Genomic DNA, 19324 nt, shown 5'->3' with positions numbered 1-19324 from the left:
ATGGTGAATCCGGCGGGGTGACCATGGCGGAGACCGCGTCGATGCCGATCAGCTACATCCACGGACCGCCGGAACAGGTCTTCGGTGTGGCCGGTGTGGTGGGCACGAGCCTGGCCACGGTCGGCGAGATGACGCTGGACGCCTCGATGACCGGGCCGGGCGGCGTCACCCCGGGCGTACTGGGGGTCCTCGTCGACACCGCGATCGGCAGCGCCGCGGTCGCCTACCGGCCGGCGGGCGGCTGGGCGGTGACCACCGATCTCACGATCACCTTCTGCGGTCGCTTCCCCTCCGCCGCCGGCACGCGGCTCGTCGCACGAGGCCGCTGCGTTCACCACGGGTCCACCGGTGCGAGCGCCACGGGAACCGTCACCGACAGGAACGGCGGCATGGTCGCCGCAGTCGTCGAACGCATTGAGTTCAGCACGGCGTCCCCGCAGCTGCGCACGGTGCCGGGCGAGGGCGCGCCCGCCGGTTCGGGCCGGCCGTTGCCGGCGCTGCTCGGACTCCGACGGTCGGCCGGGACGGTGGAACTCGACGTCGTCGACCCGCTGGTGAATCCGGGCGGGTCGCTGCACGGCGGCATCGCGATCTACGCCTCGGACCTGGCCGGGGCCTCCGCGGTGTCGGCGAGGGTGCCGGGCCTGGTCACGGCGTCGCTGCACATCACCTACCTCCGCCCGGGACCGGCGGGATCGACGCTGGACTTCGTCACCGACGTGGTGCACATCGGACGCAACTCGGCGCTGGTCACCGTCGACTCCGTCCGCCCCGACGGCAAGGTGTGCACCCGCGCCTCGATCGCCTACCGCCGCCCCTGACGGCCACCGCCGACCGGCCGCCCCTGGATGTGGACGGCCCCGACCACCTACCCCAACGCTGCTCGACCCGAGAGGACGCACAGATGCCACCATTGCTCACACCCGAACAGGACAACATCCGCAAGGCCGTCCACGACTTCGCCGACCGCCGCCTCGCCGACGGCTACCTCGCGCGGGCCAAGAGCAGTGACTTCCCGTGGGAACTGCATCGCGGCATCGCCGAACTGGGCGCCCTCGGGCTGCTCGCCGGGGAGAAGTACAACGCGCTCGGGACCGAGGACTACGTCACCGTCGGCCTCGTGATCGAGGAACTGGCCGCGGCGGATTTCAACATGGCCAACGCGGTGATCCCGGTGATGCTGATGAGTTCGCTGCTGGCCGCTCATGCCGAACCGGAGGTGCAGGACGCCTGGCTGCCACGTCTCGTCGCGGGGGAGACCTATGTCGCGTTCGGGCTCACCGAACCGGAAGTGGGTTCGGATGCCGCCCGGATTCGGACGACGGCGACCCGGGTCGACGGCGGGTACCGCATCACCGGTGAGAAGACCTCGGTGACCATGCTCCCGAACTCCGAGGCGATCCTGCTCGCGGCCAGGACCGTGCGCGACGGTTCGGATGTGGGTGTGTCGACCTTCCTCGTCCCGCTCGACGCCGCGGGGATCGCCACCTCGGAGGTCGCCGACACCGGGTGGCGTCCGCTGAGCCGCGGCGTACTGCACCTGGAGGACGTCGTCGTGCCCGACGTCAACCGGGTGGGTCCGGAAGGTCGGGCATTCTCCAAGGTGCTCAACGGATTCGACTTCACCAGGCCGCTGCTCGCATTGGCCGGCATCGGGACCGCGCAGCGGTCGGTCGACGAGACCGCCGAGTACGTGCGGCACCGGGAGGCGTTCGGTGCTCCGCTCGCGACATGCGAGGGGGTGTCGTTCCCGCTGGCCGAGCATCTGACGAAACTCGAAGCGGCACGGTTGATCTGCTACTCGGCACTCGAGAAGCGGAACCGGGGTCTGCCGCATACGGCCGAGGCGGCGATGGCGAAGTGGTTCGGGCCGGTCACGGCCTCCGCGGCGATCAAGGATTGCCTTCTGCTGCACGGGAACTACGGATACTCGAGCGAGCTGCCGTTCGAGCAGCGGTTGCGGGACGCGATGTCGGTGGAGATCGCCGACGGGACGGCGCAGATCCAGAAGATCATCATCATGCGTGAGACGTACGGCAAGGATTTCATTCCGTACTCCAGGTGATCGGCATGCCGACCGGTACCCGCCCGCGATGTCGTGGGCGGGTACCGGTGGTCCTTGTGGCTTCGGTGAAATGCGTTGCAGCGCAACGGTACTTTTCCGACATAGCGGTTGCATTTGAATGGTACGACCTTTAGTATGTGATGTGAGCCACTCATCCGTGAACCTGTCCGGGTACGGTTCACGTAGCCGATCGGAGCCGAATCCATGCCACTCACCATGTCTTCCTGGCCGGCCGTCGCCGGTTCGGGTGTCCGGGACGTCACCCTGCCGCAGTTGATCAGAGAAGGGGCGGCCGCAGATCCGGACCGGATGGCACTGGTCGACGCGGTCGCCGACGTCGATGCGCGACGCAGCTGGACGTATGCGGAACTGGTCGCCGATGTCGAGCGCTACGCGAAGGGGCTGCTGTCCGACTTCGCGCCCGGCGACCGGATCGCGATCTTCGCGCCGAACAGTGCGGACTGGGTGATCCTGCAGCAGGCCATCGCGATGGCGGGCATGATCGTCGTCGCGGCCAATCCGGCCTACCGGGCCGACGAGCTCGAGTACGTGCTGGGGCAGTCCGGGGCCTCGGGGATCTTCTATCAGGCCGAGTATCGCGGGGCGGATCTCGCGGCGATCGTCGAGCAGGTGACCACCGCGCTGCCCGCGATCCGGCTGGCGGTACCCGACGCCGAGTGGGCCACCTATGCCGAGCGTGCCGACCCGGCGACGGTCCTGCCCGACGTCGAGGCGAGTGCGCCCGTCCAGATCCAGTACACCTCCGGTACCACCGGATTCCCGAAAGGTGCACTGCTGCACCACAAGGGAATCGTGAACGAGGCGACCTTCGTCTTCGAGCGTGCGGGTATGGGGGACGGCGGGGTCTGTGTCAACGCCATGCCGATGTATCACATCGGCGGTGGTGCGGTGACCGAGCTGGGCACCTTCTCGGCGCGCGGAACCTACGTGGTACTACCGGGATTCGACCCGGCCGCGGTACTCGAGGCGTATGAGACCTATCGGGGCACACATGGTCTCCTGGTACCCACGATGCTGCTGGCGCTACTCGATCACCCGGATGCCGCGACCCGCGATCTGTCGAGCATGCAGACGGTGATGTCCGGCGCGGCGGCGGTGCCCGAGGCGCTCGTCCGTCGGGTCACCGCGCAGTGGAACTGCGACTTCTCGATCCTGTTCGGCCAGACCGAGATGCACGGCGTCATCAGCCAGACCCGGATCGGTGACAGCCCCGCCGACCAGGCGACCACCGTCGGACAACCCCTCCCGGAGCTCGAGGTCCGTCTGGTGGACCCGATCACCGGCGAGGTGGTGGGGCTGGGTGAGCAAGGCGAGATCTGTTGCCGCGGTTATCAGAACATGCTCGGCTACTACGACATGACCGAGGCCACGGCCGCCACCATCGATGCCGAGGGCTGGCTGCACATGGGCGACCTCGCGACCATGGACGACCGGGGCTTCCTGAAGATCACCGGACGTCTGAAGGACATGGTGATCCGTGGCGGCGTCAACATCTATCCCCGCGAGATCGAAGAACTGCTCTTCGGCCATCCGGACATCAGTGACGTGGTGGTCGTGGGCGTGCCGGACGAGTACTGGGGTGAACAGATCGCCGCGGTCATCCGCCCTGCCGACGATGCCGCCCCGCCGGACCCGCTGACTCTGAAAGAATGGTGCCGCGAACGGATCTCGGCGCACAAGGTGCCGTCCCTGTGGTTCTTCACCGATCAGTTCCCGATGACGCCGTCGGGCAAGATCCAGAAGTTCCGGGTGCGTGCCGACATCGAATCGGGAGATCTGGTCCCCGATGCGGTGACGAGTGGCCGGTCGTCGGTCGCCAAGGCGTGACGGGGGCGCGCAGGGTGGTGATCGGACCTGCGCCTTCGCGCATGGCGGCGCCGTGATCTGACCCTGTGCGATGATCGGACCATGCGTGATCCGGGTCCACAGCTCTCCGCCCGCGAGCTGGCGTCGATGCTCGGTACCTGGCGCTCCCACGACGGCACGTTGAGTATCGGCCTCGCGACCGCCATCGCCCACCTGGTGGAATCGGGGGAACTGAGAAGCGGTGTGCGTCTTCCCGCGCAGCGTGTTCTGGCAGCCGAGCTGGAGGTCGCCCGCGGGACGGTGACGACGGCGTACGAGATCCTTGCCGGCGGCGGATATGTCACAGCAGAGGTCGGGCGGGGCTCGACGGTGAGCCCACCCAACAAGCCGCGGTTGCGCCCGCTGGACGACCCGGGTTCGGGGTTGTCGTCGGTGGTGGCCGATCTGTCGACCCAATCCCTGCCGGCCGGCGGCACCTTCGTCGACGTCCTCGAGCGGATGCGGTCGAACTCCCTGCGGCCGTATCTGGAGACCGACGGCCACAATGCCTTCGGGCTCGCCGCTTTGCGCAATGCGGTGGCGCGGTATCTCACCGTCGGTGGCACGCCCACGGTTCCGGAGCAGATCCTGATCACCGCAGGTGCGCAGCAGGCGTTGTGGCTCACGGTCTTCGCGCTGGCCGAGACCGGGGACACCATCATGGTCGAGGATCCCACCTACCGTGGGATCCTCGCCGTGCTCGCCGGGTGTGGCCGCGATCTTCGCGTCGACGCGCTCCCGTGGTCGGACTACACGCTCACCCGGCGGGGCCGACATGGCCCGGCCATGGTCTACGCCCAGTCGTCGGTCCACAGCCCGACCGGACTGGTGCGCTCCGAGGAGATGCTGCTCGACCTCGCCGAGTCGGCGAACAGGCAGGGATTCCTGGTGATCGAGGATCGGAGTACAGCCGATCTGATCTTTGACCCGGAGATCCAGACGTCGGGGCTGGCGGGTCACATCGCACCCGACAAACTCCTCACGGTGGGGACCCTGTCGAAGCTGTTCTGGGGCGGACTACGCGTCGGGTGGATCCGAGGGGAGCCGGCGATGATCGCCCGCGTGGCCGACGTCAAGCAGACGATCGATGTCACGACATCGGTGCTCGACCAGGTCGTGGCGTCCGAAGCGCTCCTCGGTGCCCGCGCCATCGCCGAGGAGCGTCGCAGATCGCTGATGGACCATGCCGCCGCAACCGTCGGTGTGGTGCGCCGGTGTCGGCCCGAATGGAATCCGCTGCCCCCCGAAGGGGGCAGCGGACTCTGGGTCGACATCCATTCCGATGCCATCGACTATGCGATGGCCGCACAGGCGAGTGGCATCCGTATCGCCGCGGGACCGGCCTTCTCGGCGACGCGCGGTTTCGATACCCACATCAGACTGCCGATCTGGCACCCTGCCGATGATCTGGCCGAGCTGCTCTCGTCGCCGGTGTGACCGTGAGTCAGCCCGTGGTGCCGGCGGCGAGCAACCCGGCAAGCTCCGGAACGCCGGCCGGATCCGGGTCGAATCCCAGTGGGAGCAGCCATGACCGGTCGAGTTCGAGTCGTCGCAGGGCGTGAGCCAGGACAGTTCGCTCGACGCCTGCCCGCTGTGCGGGTGCGAGCCGGTCGGCGGTCCGCAGTACGGCGGTGACCTCGTCACCGAGACCGGCGATGACGACCGCATACCCTTCGGCGGTGGTCTCGGGGTCTGCGATGCGGGCCATGGCCGCAGATCGGATGCCGCCCAGACGGGCGGTGGTCGTGTCGTCGATCGCGTCGAGCTCGGCCAACCTGCCGACGAGGTCGATCAGTGCGATCGCCTCCGCCCGGCGTCGCGCCGCGACGAGATCGACACGGTCGGCCACGAATCGGATCGCGTCCCAGACGAGGTGGGCCTGTTCGAGTGCCTGCTGGTCTCCTGCGGCGGACAGTGCGGGCAACACGGCGTCCTCCATCGCCTTCGCCGCGGCCTTGAGCGTGATCGTGGTGTAGTCCATGGTCAGAGCACCTCCTGGAGTTGACGTCCCAACTGGCCGAGCAGGATCGGTACCGTACCTTCGAGCCGTGCCAGCAGGACGTCCTGATGCGATCGTCCGAGCTGGGCGATACGCATGGATGTGGCGAGCGTCTTCACCGTGGCCGAGAACCCGCAGAAGATCGAATACCAGCGCAGGCGTTCGGGATCGACGGTGAGTCCGGATGCCTCGGAGTAGCGCTCGAAGAACTCCTCGCGTGGGACGAGTCCGGAGACCAGGAACGTCTCGCCCGTCTCGTCGTAGTGGCCGAAGAGATCCTGTGCGCAGTAGGCGAGATCGTAGTGCCGGTCGCCGAGGTGGGCCGACTCCCAATCGAGCCAGGCCGTGATCGTCGCGGTGTCCTCGTCGAACAAGAAGTTCCCGCTTCGGAAGTCACCGTGGACCACGCTGACCCGATCCATGACCGGAAGGTTGCGGGCGAGCCAGTTGGCCGCGAGCTCCATGATCGGGGAGGCGTCGAGGCTGTCGAGTGTCCAGAGCTGACGCTCGAAGTTGAGCTGCCGGCTCGCACGCTCGGTGGTCCCGGCGGCGGGGACGGTGAGAGCCTCGGAACCCCACGAACCCGGATCGATGGTGTGGAGTGCGGCGAGCCCCGCGATGAGCTGATCGCCGAGCGGTTTACGCAGCGCCGGACCGAAATCGGTGCCCAGACCACTGACCTGACCGGTGGTGGCGAGCGTCGGCTTGGTCACGCCGGAGACGAAACCGCAGACCAGGCCCGGCTCGGGAAGATGACACGCTTCGTCGTCGACCCAGAGCACCTCCGGCGCGGGGAGTACGCCCGCGACGCCGCGGAGGATCTCGAACTCGCTCGTCTTGATGGTCGCGTTCAACGATTCGGGCGGATCCATGCGGAGCAGGAGCTTCCGTGGTTCGGGGTGCTCATCGGAGACGAGGTCGAAGGCCATCTGGATCTTCGATGCACCACCGGTGAGCCAGCGCGAGTTGCGGAGTTCGACATCGGTGCCGGCATCGGCCTGGGCGGCGATCAGCCCGCGCAGCGCCTCGGTCAGCTCGTCGAGACCGATCGGGGACCAGCCCGGCCCCTGACGGCGGGTGAACTTGCGATCGATCGCGCGCTGGGCGGCGGGGTCGGTGGGGAAGCGGTCGCGGACCTCGGCCACCGTCGCGGTGGAGATGCCGGGTGCGGAGAGTGTTCGGGTCATTCTCAGTCCTGTTGTCGGGGATCAGATTCCAGGTCCGAAGGCCTGCGCGGTCAGGGAGCCGTGACGCGAGGTCCGATCGGCGAGGAATTCGATGCCATAGGTGTCGGCCTGCAGTCCGTAGGCATGTCGGCCGTCGAGTTCGTAGTGCATGAGCGATTGGAACGTCACATAGGACGGGCTGAAGGTGTACCAGGGCGCACCGGCCACCGCCGAGCCGCGCACCGTGATGGTCCGGCCGGTGGAGTCGGTGACGGTGATCTCGTTCTGGAACGGGCTCAGCCCCTGCTGGTTTGCCGATACCGATGCCCGGGTTATCCCGTACACCTTCTCGCCCTCGTGGATGTAGCCGAATCGTAGTGGGCCGTAGACGACGTCACCGCCCCGCAGCTCGATTCCGGTGACCAGATGGATACCCAGATCCTCGTCGAAGGGGATGTGGATGTAGGCGATGGCGGCCTGTCCGAGTTCGGTGCGGGTTCCCCAGCTGCGATCCATGCCGCCCATCGAGTCGATCTCGTAGGTGCGGCCGCGCAACGTCAGGCTTCCGCGCACCCGGCCGAGGAAGTCGAGATGGCCTCCCGCCCAGGCATCGCCCAGGCCGAGATCGGCATGGTCGTCGTCGGGTGAGTCCAGGAGCGGGTTCTCGGCGGGATCGTTTGGGTCCCAGGCAGGCATCGCGCCGTCGAGGGTCATGTCGAACGAACATGCCCCCGCGATGTTGTCGTAGGCGAACCGGTAGTGGTTGGGGGCCTGGGTGACCTCCACGCGTAGCCCACTCTGCATCTCGAACGACATCATGGAATCCGGGCAGGGACAATGCATCTGCGGATCGGTCAGATCCACGGTGAAGGGGTGACGGTTGAGGCCGGCGACGACGTTGACGGACGAGATCGCCGCGCCGACATTGGGTCTGGCCAACACGTACACGTTGCCGTAGAGGTTCTCCTCGGGTATCGCGAACCAGAAGCCGATCGTCTCGGTCCAGGTGGTGAGCGACGGATCGACGGGGTGCAGGTCGGCGTCTTCGGGATGGATCATTGCTGCCTTTCGGTATCGGCGTCAGGATCAGGGAGCCAGGATCAGGGCGGCGGATCAGGCTGACGGGATCAGGCTGACGGGATCAGGCATCGGGAACGAGGACGAGCTTGGTCACCTCGCCACGCTCCTGCGCCGCGATGGCGTCGTTGATCTTGGAGAACGGGTATGTGGTGATGAGGGTGTCGAACGGGAAGCGTCCCGCGGCATGATGGGCGAGCAGCTCCGGGATGAACGTTTCCGGCACACTGTCACCCTCGACGATCCCGGTGATGGTGAGTCCCTTCTGCATGGCACCGACGATGTTGACCGGGAGGTCCACCGAGAAGTCCGCGGGCACACCGACGAGACCCACGACGGCATTCTGCGCGGCGGCATCGATCGCCGCCCCGATGACGTCGACTCGGCCGGTCGTGTCGAAGATGTGGTCGACCCCGTCCGGGGCGATCGTCCGCAGCGCCGCGGTCAGATCCGTACCGATCGGGTCGATGACGTGTGTGGCCCCGAGTTCCGTGGCGACGGCACGCCGGGATGCCATCGGTTCGACGACGATGATCGGGGTGCAGCCCTGGATGACAGCACCCATGACCGCGGCGAGGCCCACCGGTCCGCCACCGAGAACGACGAGGGAACGGTCTGCGCCACAACGCATCGAGTTCATGATCGCGCCGGCACCGGTCTGGATTCCGCATCCCAGCGGTCCGACGAGTGAGATGTCGAGGTCGGTCTCCACCTTGACGGTGTTGCGTTCGTTGACCAGTGCGTGCGATGCGAAGGACGACTGGCCGAAGAAGTGTCCGTGGACCGGAGCCCCGTCGGATGACATCGTGTCCGTTCCGTCCGGTCTGCTCCCGATGTAGTTCTCCGCGGTGAACTCGGTGCAGTAGGCCGGCCTTCCCGTGGTGCAGGGGCGGCACCGCCGGCAACTGCTGAACGACACGGCGACCTCGTCGCCGACGGCGACGATTGTGACGTCGTCGCCGACCGCCACCACGACCCCGCTCCCCTCGTGGCCGAGGACGACGGGATAGGGGAGCCCGTAGACGCCGTCGCGGGCGGCGATATCGGTGTGGCAGAGACCGACTCCTCGGATCTCGACCACGAGCTCGTCGTTGCGGGGTGCTGCCAGTTCGACTTCTTCGATGGTGAAGTCCTGGTGGGCGCCGTGTGCCACGGCTGCGGTGATCTGCATGGGAACCTCTTTGCGCGGAATTGGCTGGGCCAATGTGAGAATGCGGGAAACCATTGCGATTAGAAAATGGTTAGGCCAAAGTGTAGGGAGGAGTGGCGTGGAACACAACAGGTGGTCGGGCCGGGTTTCGGTAGGCGGTGGCAGCACAGATGGTGTCGGAGACAGCAGGGATGGGATCGGGGACGACGACGGCGTCGAGGACCGCACCGGTGGATCCGGCGGCTGCCGGTCGAATCGATCCGGAGCGTCTCCTGGTGGACGTCGCACGTGCGATCCGCGACGGGAAGATGGAGCCGGCAGAGTTCGCGGACGCGGACCGCATCCTGGGGCAGCTGGACGCGGTACGTCGAGGTGCCGGACGCGCGTCGGTGAACCGAATCCTCGCCACCGCCGAACTCATGCGCGACCTGGTCTCGGCAGATGTCGGCGCTCCCGACGAGGCGGTGGACGCCACGTTCCGCCCGGTGGCCGCTGCACTCGGGTTTCGGCGCGCACTGTTCTCCACCGTCGACGACGGACGATGGTGGCCGTCATGCCTTTTCGTCGAGCACGGCCTGGCCGACACCCACCTGAGGCTCCGTGAGTACCTCCTCGACAATCCGATCGACCTGCATCAGGCGCAGGTGGAGAGACTCGCGGTCAAGGGATGTGAACCGCACCTCGTGACCTCGCCGCACACGCACAGCATGACCTACAAACCCTTGATGTCGGTGTCGGACTCACATGGTTACGTCGTCGCGCCGGTGGTCTGCAATCGCACCGTGGTCGGCATGATCCATGCCGACCGATTCGACGAGCCCGCCACCGCCGCCGATCTCGAACGCGTCACGTTCTCCACGCAGATGATGGCGATGGTCGCAGAACGGGTGGCACGGCGTCGGCATCTGGCCGAGCTGGCCACGCGGCTCGCCGACGTCGTCACCTATGCCGAAGAGGTTCTGGCCGGGCGCGCCGATCTCGGCCCGGCCGGTACCGCCCCGTCGTCGGTCCGGCGGGATGTCCATCCCGGACTGACGGTCCGCCAGCACTCGATCATGCGCCGGCTCTGTGAGGGGGCCACCAATGTGCAGATCGCACGGGAGCTCGGTGTATCCGAGGGGACGGTGAAGACCCACGTGCGCAACATCTATCGTGCCCTGGGCGTTCGGAGCAGAGCCGGCGCGGCCGCTGCCTACCGGGCGGGCCTCGACTCCCGGCCGACACGATGACCGTCGCTCCCGCCGGTGTGGTGGAGCGGCTGCGTGATCTTGCCGACCGCGGGAAAGTGCTTGTGGCCGAGGGCTCCCCGGGGACAGTCGATCTCATCGAACTCCGGGCCGAGACGGCGTCCGGCCTCGCCGAGGTGGAGGCTGCCCTCGCGCACGAGGACCGGTCGCACACCGTGATCCCCGACGGGCTGCGGTCGGCATCGGCTGCACGGGTGATCCGGTACCTGACCGTGCACGAGTGTCTGCTGGATGTGCTCGACGGGATCGATGCACGCCTGTTCGGATCGCTCTCCCTCCTGGTCTCCCGGCTGCGGACCGGTGACCGGGACTCGCGACGACAGGCCCTGGTCGACGCCGTGCGGGCCGTCACCCACCACCCGGTCACCGCGGCCGTCGCCGAGGCAGGTCACGTCGATGTGTCCGCCGCACGGCAGCGTGGCGCACTCGTCGTCAGGGCCGGCGACGAGTGCATCGTCGTCGACGTGGGTGGGCACGCACCGTCGTCGGCCCTCACCGGGTACCTCGCGATGATCGAGGCCATCGCGGCCGGTGTCGCCAAACACGATGCCGAGGCACGGGGACTGAGTGAACTGGTGAAACATGCAGCAGCTCAGTCGAATTATGACGGCCACCCGGGGCCTGCGGTCGCAGGACGGCCTCCCGGTCTCGCGCTCGGTGACCTGACCCGGCGTGAACGCGAGGTCGCGACACTGGTGTCGCGGGGATTGTCGAACCCCGAGATCGCCGCCGAACTGGTGATCTCGGTGGAGACCGCCAAGAGTCATGTCAAGAGCATCCTGCGCAAGAGCGGTGCGGGCAGCCGCGCCGAGTTCGTGACCCGATCGGCGCGGTACTGACGGGCTGTTCCGTTGGGGTGATGTTGGGGGCGCTTCTGGGGGATATCGCGTGACGTGCGCCACTGCGACGTGAGTTCGGGCGGATGCTGTTGGCACGTGACCCGTCGGGTCCGAAACGTCGAACTCGCAAGGAAGCAACATGATCCAAGAACACGATTGCGATTTCCATGACCGCGATCCGGAGGACTGGACGTGGACCGAGACAACCGCATTGATCTTCAGCGTCCCGGAAGCCGGGATCCTGGGCAATGCCTACGTCCTGGCCCGCCCCAATCTCGGTGTGGCGCTGTCGTCGGTGGCGCTCGCCCAGGGGATGTGCCCGTCGCCGGCCGAGATGGATCTCGCCGACTGTCAGGTCCATCTGCCGTGCCCGGAGTCGTTCTCCGACTTCGAACTCGCCAACGGGCTGAGCGTCAAGGTGTCCGATGCGCCGCGGGACTACCACTTCCGATACGAGAACGCGCTGGACAACTGCGCGTTCGATCTCACCTTCGAGGCGACCCATCATCCGTTCGACATGCACGATCCCGCCGAGAACGCGCTGCTCACCGCGGCCGATTCGGTGGCATCGGCCGACACCCATGGTGACGGCTGGGCGAACGGCCACTTCGAGGTGAAGGGACATATCACCGGCGAGCTGGAGTTGGCGTGACATGACCACCGTGGAACCGCATACAGGTTCGCTCGACGAGTTCGGTCTCCGTGACGATCCGTCGCCCGAGTTCATCGAGGATCTGCGTCGTCGATTCCCGGTCGACGCCGAACTCGACGCCATGCTCGTCCGAAAGATGCAGCGACGTAATGGGAGTCAGTATCAGAGGGTGACCCTCGACGAACTCGTCGGCTATCTCGAGTCGATGCTGGCCGACACCGTCGACGGCCCGTTCACGATCTCCGACAGCCGATGGCTGTCCGGCGGTGCCTCGAAGATGCAGATGCGTGTGACGCTGCAGTGGACCGATCCGCACCGCGGCGACGTCACCGATGTCCTGGTCGTGCGCATGGACCCGGCCGAATCGCTCAACGCCACCAGCCGTAAGCAGGAGGCCGAGATCCTCGGTGTGGTCGGCGACGTCCTACCCGTGCCCACGGTGCGATGGCTCGACGCGTCCGGTGAGTGGTTTCCCGAGCCGGCGCTGATCTACGACTTCGCCTCCGGTGTGACCAAGCCGACCGCCACCGACTCGGGTGCGGTGAGCGGACTGGGGACCATGTTCGGGCCAGAACTCCGAAAACGACTGGGGCGACAGTTCGTCGACCAGCTCGCGGCCCTCCATTCGCTGGATCCCACCCGACTCGACCTGCGGTGGTTCGACCGGCCCGAACCGGGTACCACCCAGGCGGCGGAATGGAAACTCAACCACTATCAGCGGGTGTGGGAGGAAGACCGCGGTGAAGACCTCCCGTTGATGGACGTGGCGGGACATTGGCTTCGACGCAACCTGCCCGTCGTCGACCACGTGAGCATCATCCATGGCGACTATCGAAGTGGGAACTTCCTTTTCGACGAGAGCACCTCGGATATCACCGCGTGGCTGGACTGGGAGTACTGCCATCTGGGGGATCGCCATCGCGATCTCGCGTGGGCCACCGACGCCACCTTCGGCCACACCGATCCCGAGACGGGTGACTACCTGGTCTGCGGTCTGTTCACCGAGGAGGAATTCCTCCGCGAGTACGAGCGTGCATCGGGATTCACCGTCGACCGTGAACGGTTGGCCTACTACAAGATCGCCAACACCTACCAGCTGATCGTCGCCACACGGGCCACGGCATATCGCATCTCACGGTTGGGCAAGACGCATCAAGATGTGCTCCTGTCCTGGGTCGGGGGCATGGTCCCGGTGCTGTCGCGACAGCTGATCGACCTGCTGAAGGAGCGGATCTGATGATCGATCATTCCGAGAACGCATTGCGTGCGGTGATCAAATCCCTGAGAGATGTGGTGGCGCCTGCGGTCGATCCCGGCGATCCCATGGCGCAGGAGCAGTTGGCACTGTCCTTGGGCACCCTCGAGTTCCTGCATTCCCGGCTCGACTGATCGGACGCGCGGGCCCGGTTCGAGTTGCGGGCCCGCCTGCACCTGGCCCGTGGACTCCATGTGGTTCTCCCGAGCGGGTCGGTCCAGATGGCGGAAGCGATGGAACAGGCGGAAGGACTGCTCGGAAACGTCGACGCACAGGTCGCCGAACTTCGGGCGGCGAGCGCTCGTCTGGGTGCCGTCGTCGCGCAGGTCATGGCTTCCGAGGTGGACGCCGAGGTCCGGACGGCGATGGAGACCGCGGTTCTCGACGGTTCCGAGACGCTGGTCGAGTTCGAGCGGTCCTGGTATCGACCGCTGGGCTTCGACCCGCATCCGGAGAGCATCCGGTCACTCGACGACATCCTCGGCGCCCGGGGTTGAGCGTGGTCTCCACCGTCACTTCGGCGGGTCTTCACCGACCGGAAAGGTCCGGGGTGCCGTGACCGGGCTATGGTATGACCAATAGAGGTGAGTGGGTGGAGCGCGATGGGAGCGAGGATGGCCGTGGAGTCGATCGTGAACGGCCGGGATCTCGGTGGGTTACCCGTCCGGGGTGGCGGCCGGACGCGGCAGGGCATCCTGCTGCGCAGCGATGCGCCGTATCTCGGTGACGCCGATCCGGTCCACATCGCGTGGCCACCGGCCACGGTGGTGGATCTGCGTGACGGTACCGAGGCGGCGAAGCTCGCGGCGTCGTGGGGTACCGGTGTCCGGGTGGTCAACAACCCGGTGTTCTCGGGTGCGCGGCTCGATCGGCTGGTGGAGGTGTCACTGGTCGATCTGTACGACCGGATGCTGAACACCTCCGCCGAGCGGATCGCCGGTGCGCTCAACAGCTTCGATCCGGACGGGTCGACCCTGGTGCACTGTGCGGCGGGCAAGGACCGGACCGGTGTCGTCGTCGCCATCGCCCTGATGCTGGCCGATGTGGAGCCCGAGGCGATCGTCGCCGACTACCTGCGGACAGGGGAGGCGATCGAGCACATCTACGCCCGGATGTCTGATCGTCGTCGGCTGCCCGCGGCCATCGGTGTCGATCACCCGGTCTTCGGGACGCCGTCGGAGGCCATCGAACTCGTCATCGACCGGGTGGGTGGGTCTGCCGGTGGCGCTTGGGGGTGGGTGGCCGGCAACGGTGCCGACGAGCAGCGACTGCGGCGCTGGGCCGAGCGGTTCGGGTCGGAGATCTGACCTCAGGCGCATCGGCAATCGGTTCGGAAGGGCCGAAGGTCCTTGTCGGGGAGTGCTATCGCTCCCATTGCCGCCTTGTGGTGAGAACCATCGATCCCTCACAGAAGAATCGGCGATACGCCGTAGACTCGCCACATGGCGATAGTCAACAGGGGTTTCGTCGGCCGCCGTGACCGCAACGCCGAGCGTCTGCCCCCGGGGCAGTACTCGACGCTCGATTTTCCGGTGTTGTCGGCCGAACCCACTCCGGTTCTGCCACTGGACAAGTGGCGGTTGACGATCCAATCGTCGGATCACCGGGCGCACACCCTCGACTGGGCGCAGTTCGGTGCGCTGCCGCACCAGGACGTCACCACCGACATCCACTGCGTGACGCACTGGTCGAAGTTCGACACCCGGTGGCGCGGTGTGTCGTTCGACGATCTGCTCGCGACCCTTCCGTGGGCGCCGGACACGTTCGTGATGGCGCACTGCTACGGGGGATACACCACCAACATCCCCCTGGCAGACCTGATCGATGGCCGTGCGTGGCTCGCCGACACCTTCGACGGTGAGCCCCTCGCACCCGAGCACGGCGGTCCCGTCCGGCTGCTCGTGCCACACCTGTACTTCTGGAAGAGTGCGAAATGGGTTCGGCGCCTGCGCTTCATGCCTACCGACGCACCAGGATTCTGGGAGGAGCGGGGCTACCACACCTACGGTGACCCCTGGCGTGAGCAGCGGTACTCGTGACCACCGCATGGCAGATCACCACCGTGATCGGGGACGAGTGGCAGAGCCCCACCGCACGCACGCTGCGACTGGCACTGAGTGAACCGGTCCACGCCGAAGCCGGTGCACATGTCGACATCAGGCTCACCGCCGCCGACGGCTATTCCACCGCGCGTGCCTACTCGCTGTCGGATGTGCGGGAGACCAGAACCGTGGAGGTGACGGTCGAACGCACCGAAGACGGTGAGGTCTCGCCATATCTGGTCGACGTGGTCGAGATCGGCGAACCCCTGGAGATCAGTGGCCCGCACGGTCGATGGTTCACGTGGAACATCGAGGATGCGCAGCCGGTCCAGCTGATCGGCGGCGGCTCGGGGATCGTCCCGCTGATGTCGATGATCCGGATGCGTGAACTCTGGGCCCCGCAGACACGGTTCAACCTGGTCTACTCGATCCGATCACCGGAACGGCGGTACTTCGCCGCCGAGCTACGACAGCTGACCGAGCACAATCGCTTGCCCATCAACATCTTCCACACTCGCGTGGCACCCGAGGACGACACCCGCCCGCCGGGGCGGGTCACCGCCGACGAGCTGATCGAGGCGACGATCCCACCGGAGGCGCAACCGGTGATCTACATCTGCGGCACCAACGGCTTCGTCGAGCACTGTGCGACGGCGATGGTCGCGGCCGGCCATGCCGCCGGGCGGATCCGGACCGAACGGTTCGGCTGACCGATCGGTGTCGGTGGCCCTCGTCGGCCACGTCGGCCTGCGGCCTCCCCCGATCGGGGGAGGCCGTACTCGGCCATCGGTTCCCACCACCGGTGGAGTCCGCATCACGGCGGGGCACGGCAGAGTCGGTGATGTCAGAAACACAGAGCCCGGACCCCACGGACCACGCACCACACACGGTGCGGACCACGATGGGCCTGGACCCGAGGCCGAGGAGTACGTCGTGAAGATCACCAAGAGCATCAAGAACCGCACGATCGCCGGCCTGGCCGGCGTGGGTGTCGCCGCCGGCCTGGCCCTGGGCGGCGCGGGACTGGCCAGTGCCGGCACGATGCCGGTCACCCACCCCGGGGAGCCCACGATCGCGATGACGATCACCAACCACACCGATCAGACCGAGCGGCTGGCCGGGGCGACACCCGGCACCGGCCAGTGGGTGCAGGCACCCCGGACGACGCTGGCACCGGGGGCGAGTGAGACGGTGACCACCGTCGCCCCGAACAGCTCCTACGAGACGGTCTTCGTCAACTACCGGATCGGTGCCCTCGGGCCGCGTGCCACCTACAACGTCGAGGACGTGCAGGGTGATGTGAACACCGCGATGACCGGGATCTCCGGTGGCGGGCACTACATGATCAACGCCCCGCAGATCGACTCCGGATACCCGAATGTGACTGTCTCCTACGATCTGTGGTGAGCAGAATCGACGGCGGTGGCGGCCTCACCCGAGGCCGCCACCGCCGTGTCGAGCGGGCCGATCAGCGGGTCGACAACCCGAAGTGTTCGAGGTCATCGCGCAGTTTCTCCCGGCCGTGCAGTGCGGCGGTGTCGCCGAGGCGGGCCAGCACGCGATCGCTCCAGTTGCCGGTCAACCCGAATCGGCCGTAGTACTCCTCGACCGCGGCGTCGTAGCGCGGGATGTCGGCGTCGGCGCGCTCGGTGTCGTACACCTCATGGTGCAGGACCGCACTCTGCGGCAACCGCGGTTTGATCCCGGCGTCCTCGGTGGGGTCCGGGGTGCCGATGGCCATCCCGAACACGGCCACGGTGTGCGGAGGCAGCCGGAGCTCGGCGGCCACCTCGCGCGGATGGTTGCGGATCGCCCCGATGTACACGGTGCCCAGGCCCACCGATTTCGCGGCCACCACCGCGTTCTGTGCTGCGAGCGATGCGTCGATCACCCCGATCAGGGTGCTCTCGAGGTGGTTCGCCCCGTCCAGCGGTACACCGGCGCGCGCCGCCAGCCGATGGGCCCGGTCGAGATCGGTGATCCACACCAGGAACAGCGGGGCGTCGACGATGTGCTGCTGGTCACCGGACAATGCCGACAGGCGGGCCTTGCGCTGCGGGTCGCGCACCGCGACGACACTCCACGCCTGCAGATTCGACGACGTCGGGGCGGACTGGGCGGCGGCGATGACGGCGTGGAGGGTGTCGTCGTCGACGGGGGCGTCGGTGAACTTGCGGACCGAACGATGGGCCAGCGCGACGGTGAGGGATTCGCTGGTGACCTGCAATTCTGCGGTGGCATCGGCATAGCGTTCGGTGACGGGCACGTCGTTCTCCTGATCGGTCGGGGCGGGGGTCAGTTGTGGGAAACCTCGCGGAGGGGTGATTCGATTCCCGTGGACGCAGCCGGATCGACGAACATCACAGACCGGTGCGCGCGGCCGCGGGAATCGCAGGATCTGGGACGGTCCAGGCCGATCCATCCGATCTGTCGGGTCTGACCGGGGGTCGGACTGACAATCCGTCGGTTGCCCCTGGCGAAGTGGCGCAGCAAAGTGTCGCCATGACCGCTTCTCCCGACACCACGGCCGCCGGCACCGTCGACGCTGCGCGCACGGATTACCGCGACAAGGTCCTGGCCGTCGAGCCCGGCGGCAACGAACCCATCCCGCTGGAGGCCCGCCACGGCAAGCCGCGGGGCCTGTTCTGGACGTGGGCGGCGCCGAACCTCGAGTTCGCGACCATCTTCGTCGGCGTCATCTCCGTCGCCTACTTCGGGCTGTCGTTCTGGCAGGCCGTGTTCGCGATGGTGATCGGCAACGTGCTCGGTGCGATCGCGCACTTCCTGCTGTCGGCGGAGGGGCCGCTGCACGGCGTGCCGCAGATGGTGTTGGGCCGGTTGAGCTTCGGCTATCGGGGCAACATCCTGCCGGCCACGTTCATGGCGGTGATGTGTGGAGTCGGCTGGTTCGCCACCAACAGCGTCAGCGGTGCGTTCGCGCTGTCCACCCTGTGCGGGATCACCCCGCTGGCCGGTCTGGTCCTGATCGTCGTGATCCAGACCGCGTTTGCGTTCTTCGGCCACAATCTGGTGCAGCGGTTCGAGCGGCTCGCCGCCCCGATCCTCGCGATCATCTTCCTGGTCGGCGCGATGATCATCTTCGGCAAGGCCGACGTCGCGATGGGGTCGGCAGAGGGCGGCTTCTCGATGGGCGGGTTCCTGCTCACCATGGGTGCGGCCTTCGGCTACACCGCCGGCTGGACCCCCTACGCCGCCGACTACACGCGGTATCTGCCGCCGACCGTGTCGCGAGTACAGACCGGACTGTTCGCCTCGGCCGGACTGTTCGTGGCCACCACCTTCCTGATGGTGGTGGGTGCGGCGTCGATGACCATCGGTGGCGTCGAGTCCGACAACCCCACCGAGGCGTTCACCGCCAACTTCCCCGGCTTCGTCGCCAACCTGACGCTGCTGGCCATCGCGGTGGGTGCCGTCGCCGCCAATGCGATCAATGTGTACTCGGGCGCAATGGCTTTCGTGACGATGGGATTCAAACTCCCGGTCGGCGCGCAGCGTGCGCTGGTGTCGGTGTTCTTCGGCGTGGTCGGATTCCTGGTCGCCTGGTGGGCGCTGGCCGACGCCGCCGCGTCGTATGAGGCGTTCCTGCTGCTGGTGGCCTACTGGATCGGTCCGTGGCTGGGCGTCGTGTTCGCCGACCGGCTGCTCCGCAAGGAGCCGCCGTCCCTGACTCTGCTCTACGACCGCAGCTACACCAACTGGGGTGGTGTGGCCGCATTCGTGATCGCGCTCGTCGTATCGGTCCTGCTGTTCTGCAATCAGGAACGGTTTGTCGGCTATGCGGTGCGTGCGATCCCCGAACTCGGTGACATCGGCGCGTTCGTCGGGTTCGTGCTCGCGTTCGTGGGATACGTGATCCTGGCCCGCGGCCGCGTCGAGAGTTCGCAAGGCCGGTAGAGGGGGAGCAGACCCGGGGTCCGGGCCGGCGCCGACGGGCGGCGGTCCGGA

At 67.1% G+C, this 19324-nt stretch carries 20 protein-coding genes; 15 read left to right on the top strand and 5 right to left on the bottom strand.

The annotated features are described in order from the left end of the window. Positions 1 to 23 precede the first annotated feature (23 nt). The 4 genes from GD1_RS13800 (at position 24) to GD1_RS13785 (ending at position 5368) form a co-directional block, all read left to right on the top strand. Positions 24 to 821, top strand: a complete 798-nt coding sequence (locus tag GD1_RS13800; protein ID WP_169798195.1) for a hotdog fold thioesterase — start codon at positions 24 to 26, stop codon at positions 819 to 821. An 83-nt stretch (positions 822 to 904) separates the two neighbouring features. Further along, entirely contained in the window at positions 905 to 2065 is a 1161-nt protein-coding gene (locus GD1_RS13795; protein ID WP_083534193.1) for an acyl-CoA dehydrogenase family protein, read from the top strand. Between the two features lie 204 nt (positions 2066 to 2269). Then, complete coding sequence (locus tag GD1_RS13790; RefSeq protein WP_059037600.1) at positions 2270 to 3913, top strand: AMP-binding protein; 1644 nt, start codon at positions 2270 to 2272, stop codon at positions 3911 to 3913. Positions 3914 to 3994: 81 nt separating this feature from the next. Next, positions 3995 to 5368, top strand: coding sequence for an aminotransferase-like domain-containing protein (locus GD1_RS13785; protein WP_059037598.1), 1374 nt, complete (start codon positions 3995 to 3997; stop codon positions 5366 to 5368). Positions 5369 to 5375: 7 nt separating this feature from the next. Here GD1_RS13785 and GD1_RS13780 read toward each other — a convergent pair whose 3' ends face one another. The 4 genes from GD1_RS13780 to GD1_RS13765 form a co-directional block, all read right to left on the bottom strand. Beyond that, entirely contained in the window at positions 5376 to 5912 is a 537-nt protein-coding gene (locus tag GD1_RS13780) for a hypothetical protein (RefSeq protein WP_059037596.1), read from the bottom strand. Between the two features lie 2 nt (positions 5913 to 5914). Beyond that, on the bottom strand, positions 5915 to 7117 hold the full coding sequence (locus tag GD1_RS13775; protein ID WP_020790070.1) for a phosphotransferase family protein: 1203 nt from the start codon (positions 7115 to 7117) through the stop codon (positions 5915 to 5917). A gap of 21 nt (positions 7118 to 7138) precedes the next feature. Beyond that, positions 7139 to 8155: a DUF7064 domain-containing protein gene (locus GD1_RS13770; protein ID WP_059037594.1), complete on the bottom strand. Its 1017-nt coding sequence runs from the start codon at positions 8153 to 8155 to the stop codon at positions 7139 to 7141. A gap of 82 nt (positions 8156 to 8237) precedes the next feature. Continuing rightward, positions 8238 to 9344, bottom strand: coding sequence for an NAD(P)-dependent alcohol dehydrogenase (locus tag GD1_RS13765; protein ID WP_059037592.1), 1107 nt, complete (start codon positions 9342 to 9344; stop codon positions 8238 to 8240). A 254-nt stretch (positions 9345 to 9598) separates the two neighbouring features. On the opposite strand from GD1_RS13765, the gene GD1_RS13760 reads away from it, so the two are divergent. The 10 genes from GD1_RS13760 (at position 9599) to GD1_RS13720 (ending at position 16765) form a co-directional block, all read left to right on the top strand. Continuing rightward, positions 9599 to 10552, top strand: a complete 954-nt coding sequence (locus GD1_RS13760; protein WP_162128860.1) for a helix-turn-helix transcriptional regulator — start codon at positions 9599 to 9601, stop codon at positions 10550 to 10552. Next, on the top strand, positions 10549 to 11409 hold the full coding sequence (locus GD1_RS25260; RefSeq protein ID WP_059037588.1) for a helix-turn-helix transcriptional regulator: 861 nt from the start codon (positions 10549 to 10551) through the stop codon (positions 11407 to 11409). Before GD1_RS13760 ends, GD1_RS25260 begins: the two co-directional genes overlap by 4 nt. Before the next feature lie 139 nt (positions 11410 to 11548). Then, positions 11549 to 12061, top strand: a complete 513-nt coding sequence (locus tag GD1_RS13750; protein WP_059037587.1) for a DUF7064 domain-containing protein — start codon at positions 11549 to 11551, stop codon at positions 12059 to 12061. Between the two features lies 1 nt (position 12062). Further along, the gene (locus GD1_RS13745) at positions 12063 to 13298 is read left to right on the top strand and encodes a phosphotransferase family protein (RefSeq protein WP_059037585.1); all 1236 of its coding nucleotides are present in this window, start codon (positions 12063 to 12065) and stop codon (positions 13296 to 13298) included. After that, positions 13298 to 13450 carry a hypothetical protein gene (locus GD1_RS24745; protein WP_157079479.1) on the top strand — a complete coding sequence of 51 codons (153 nt, stop codon included), beginning with the start codon at positions 13298 to 13300 and terminating at the stop codon, positions 13448 to 13450. The genes GD1_RS13745 and GD1_RS24745 overlap by 1 nt, the downstream gene beginning before the upstream one ends. A 99-nt stretch (positions 13451 to 13549) precedes the next feature. After that, positions 13550 to 13813 (top strand): hypothetical protein, encoded by a 264-nt coding sequence (locus GD1_RS13740; RefSeq protein WP_157079478.1) that lies wholly within the window; start codon positions 13550 to 13552, stop codon positions 13811 to 13813. 117 nt (positions 13814 to 13930) lie between these two features. Beyond that, on the top strand, positions 13931 to 14623 hold the full coding sequence (locus GD1_RS13735) for a tyrosine-protein phosphatase (protein ID WP_059037581.1): 693 nt from the start codon (positions 13931 to 13933) through the stop codon (positions 14621 to 14623). A gap of 135 nt (positions 14624 to 14758) precedes the next feature. Beyond that, on the top strand, positions 14759 to 15355 hold the full coding sequence (locus GD1_RS13730; RefSeq protein WP_059037579.1) for a sulfite oxidase-like oxidoreductase: 597 nt from the start codon (positions 14759 to 14761) through the stop codon (positions 15353 to 15355). After that, the gene (locus GD1_RS13725) at positions 15352 to 16068 is read left to right on the top strand and encodes an FAD-binding oxidoreductase (protein ID WP_059037577.1); all 717 of its coding nucleotides are present in this window, start codon (positions 15352 to 15354) and stop codon (positions 16066 to 16068) included. The genes GD1_RS13730 and GD1_RS13725 overlap by 4 nt, the downstream gene beginning before the upstream one ends. A gap of 223 nt (positions 16069 to 16291) precedes the next feature. Next, complete coding sequence (locus GD1_RS13720) at positions 16292 to 16765, top strand: hypothetical protein (protein WP_059037575.1); 474 nt, start codon at positions 16292 to 16294, stop codon at positions 16763 to 16765. 61 nt (positions 16766 to 16826) lie between these two features. On the opposite strand, the gene GD1_RS13715 is transcribed toward GD1_RS13720, so the two are convergent. Further along, positions 16827 to 17624, bottom strand: a complete 798-nt coding sequence (locus GD1_RS13715; RefSeq protein ID WP_059037573.1) for an NADPH-dependent oxidoreductase — start codon at positions 17622 to 17624, stop codon at positions 16827 to 16829. A gap of 236 nt (positions 17625 to 17860) precedes the next feature. Between GD1_RS13715 and GD1_RS13710 the strand changes: the two genes are divergently transcribed. Continuing rightward, a complete protein-coding gene (locus GD1_RS13710; protein WP_059037571.1) occupies positions 17861 to 19273 on the top strand; it encodes a purine-cytosine permease family protein in 1413 nt (470 codons plus the stop codon). Positions 19274 to 19324: the final 51 nt, after the last annotated feature.

The organism is Gordonia desulfuricans NBRC 100010, assembly GCF_001485495.1.
In the GTDB taxonomy this organism is placed as follows: Bacteria; Actinomycetota; Actinomycetes; order Mycobacteriales; family Mycobacteriaceae; genus Gordonia; species Gordonia desulfuricans.
Note: the sequence above shows the minus strand (reverse complement) of the source record. Positions and strands in the feature narration are given on the sequence as shown.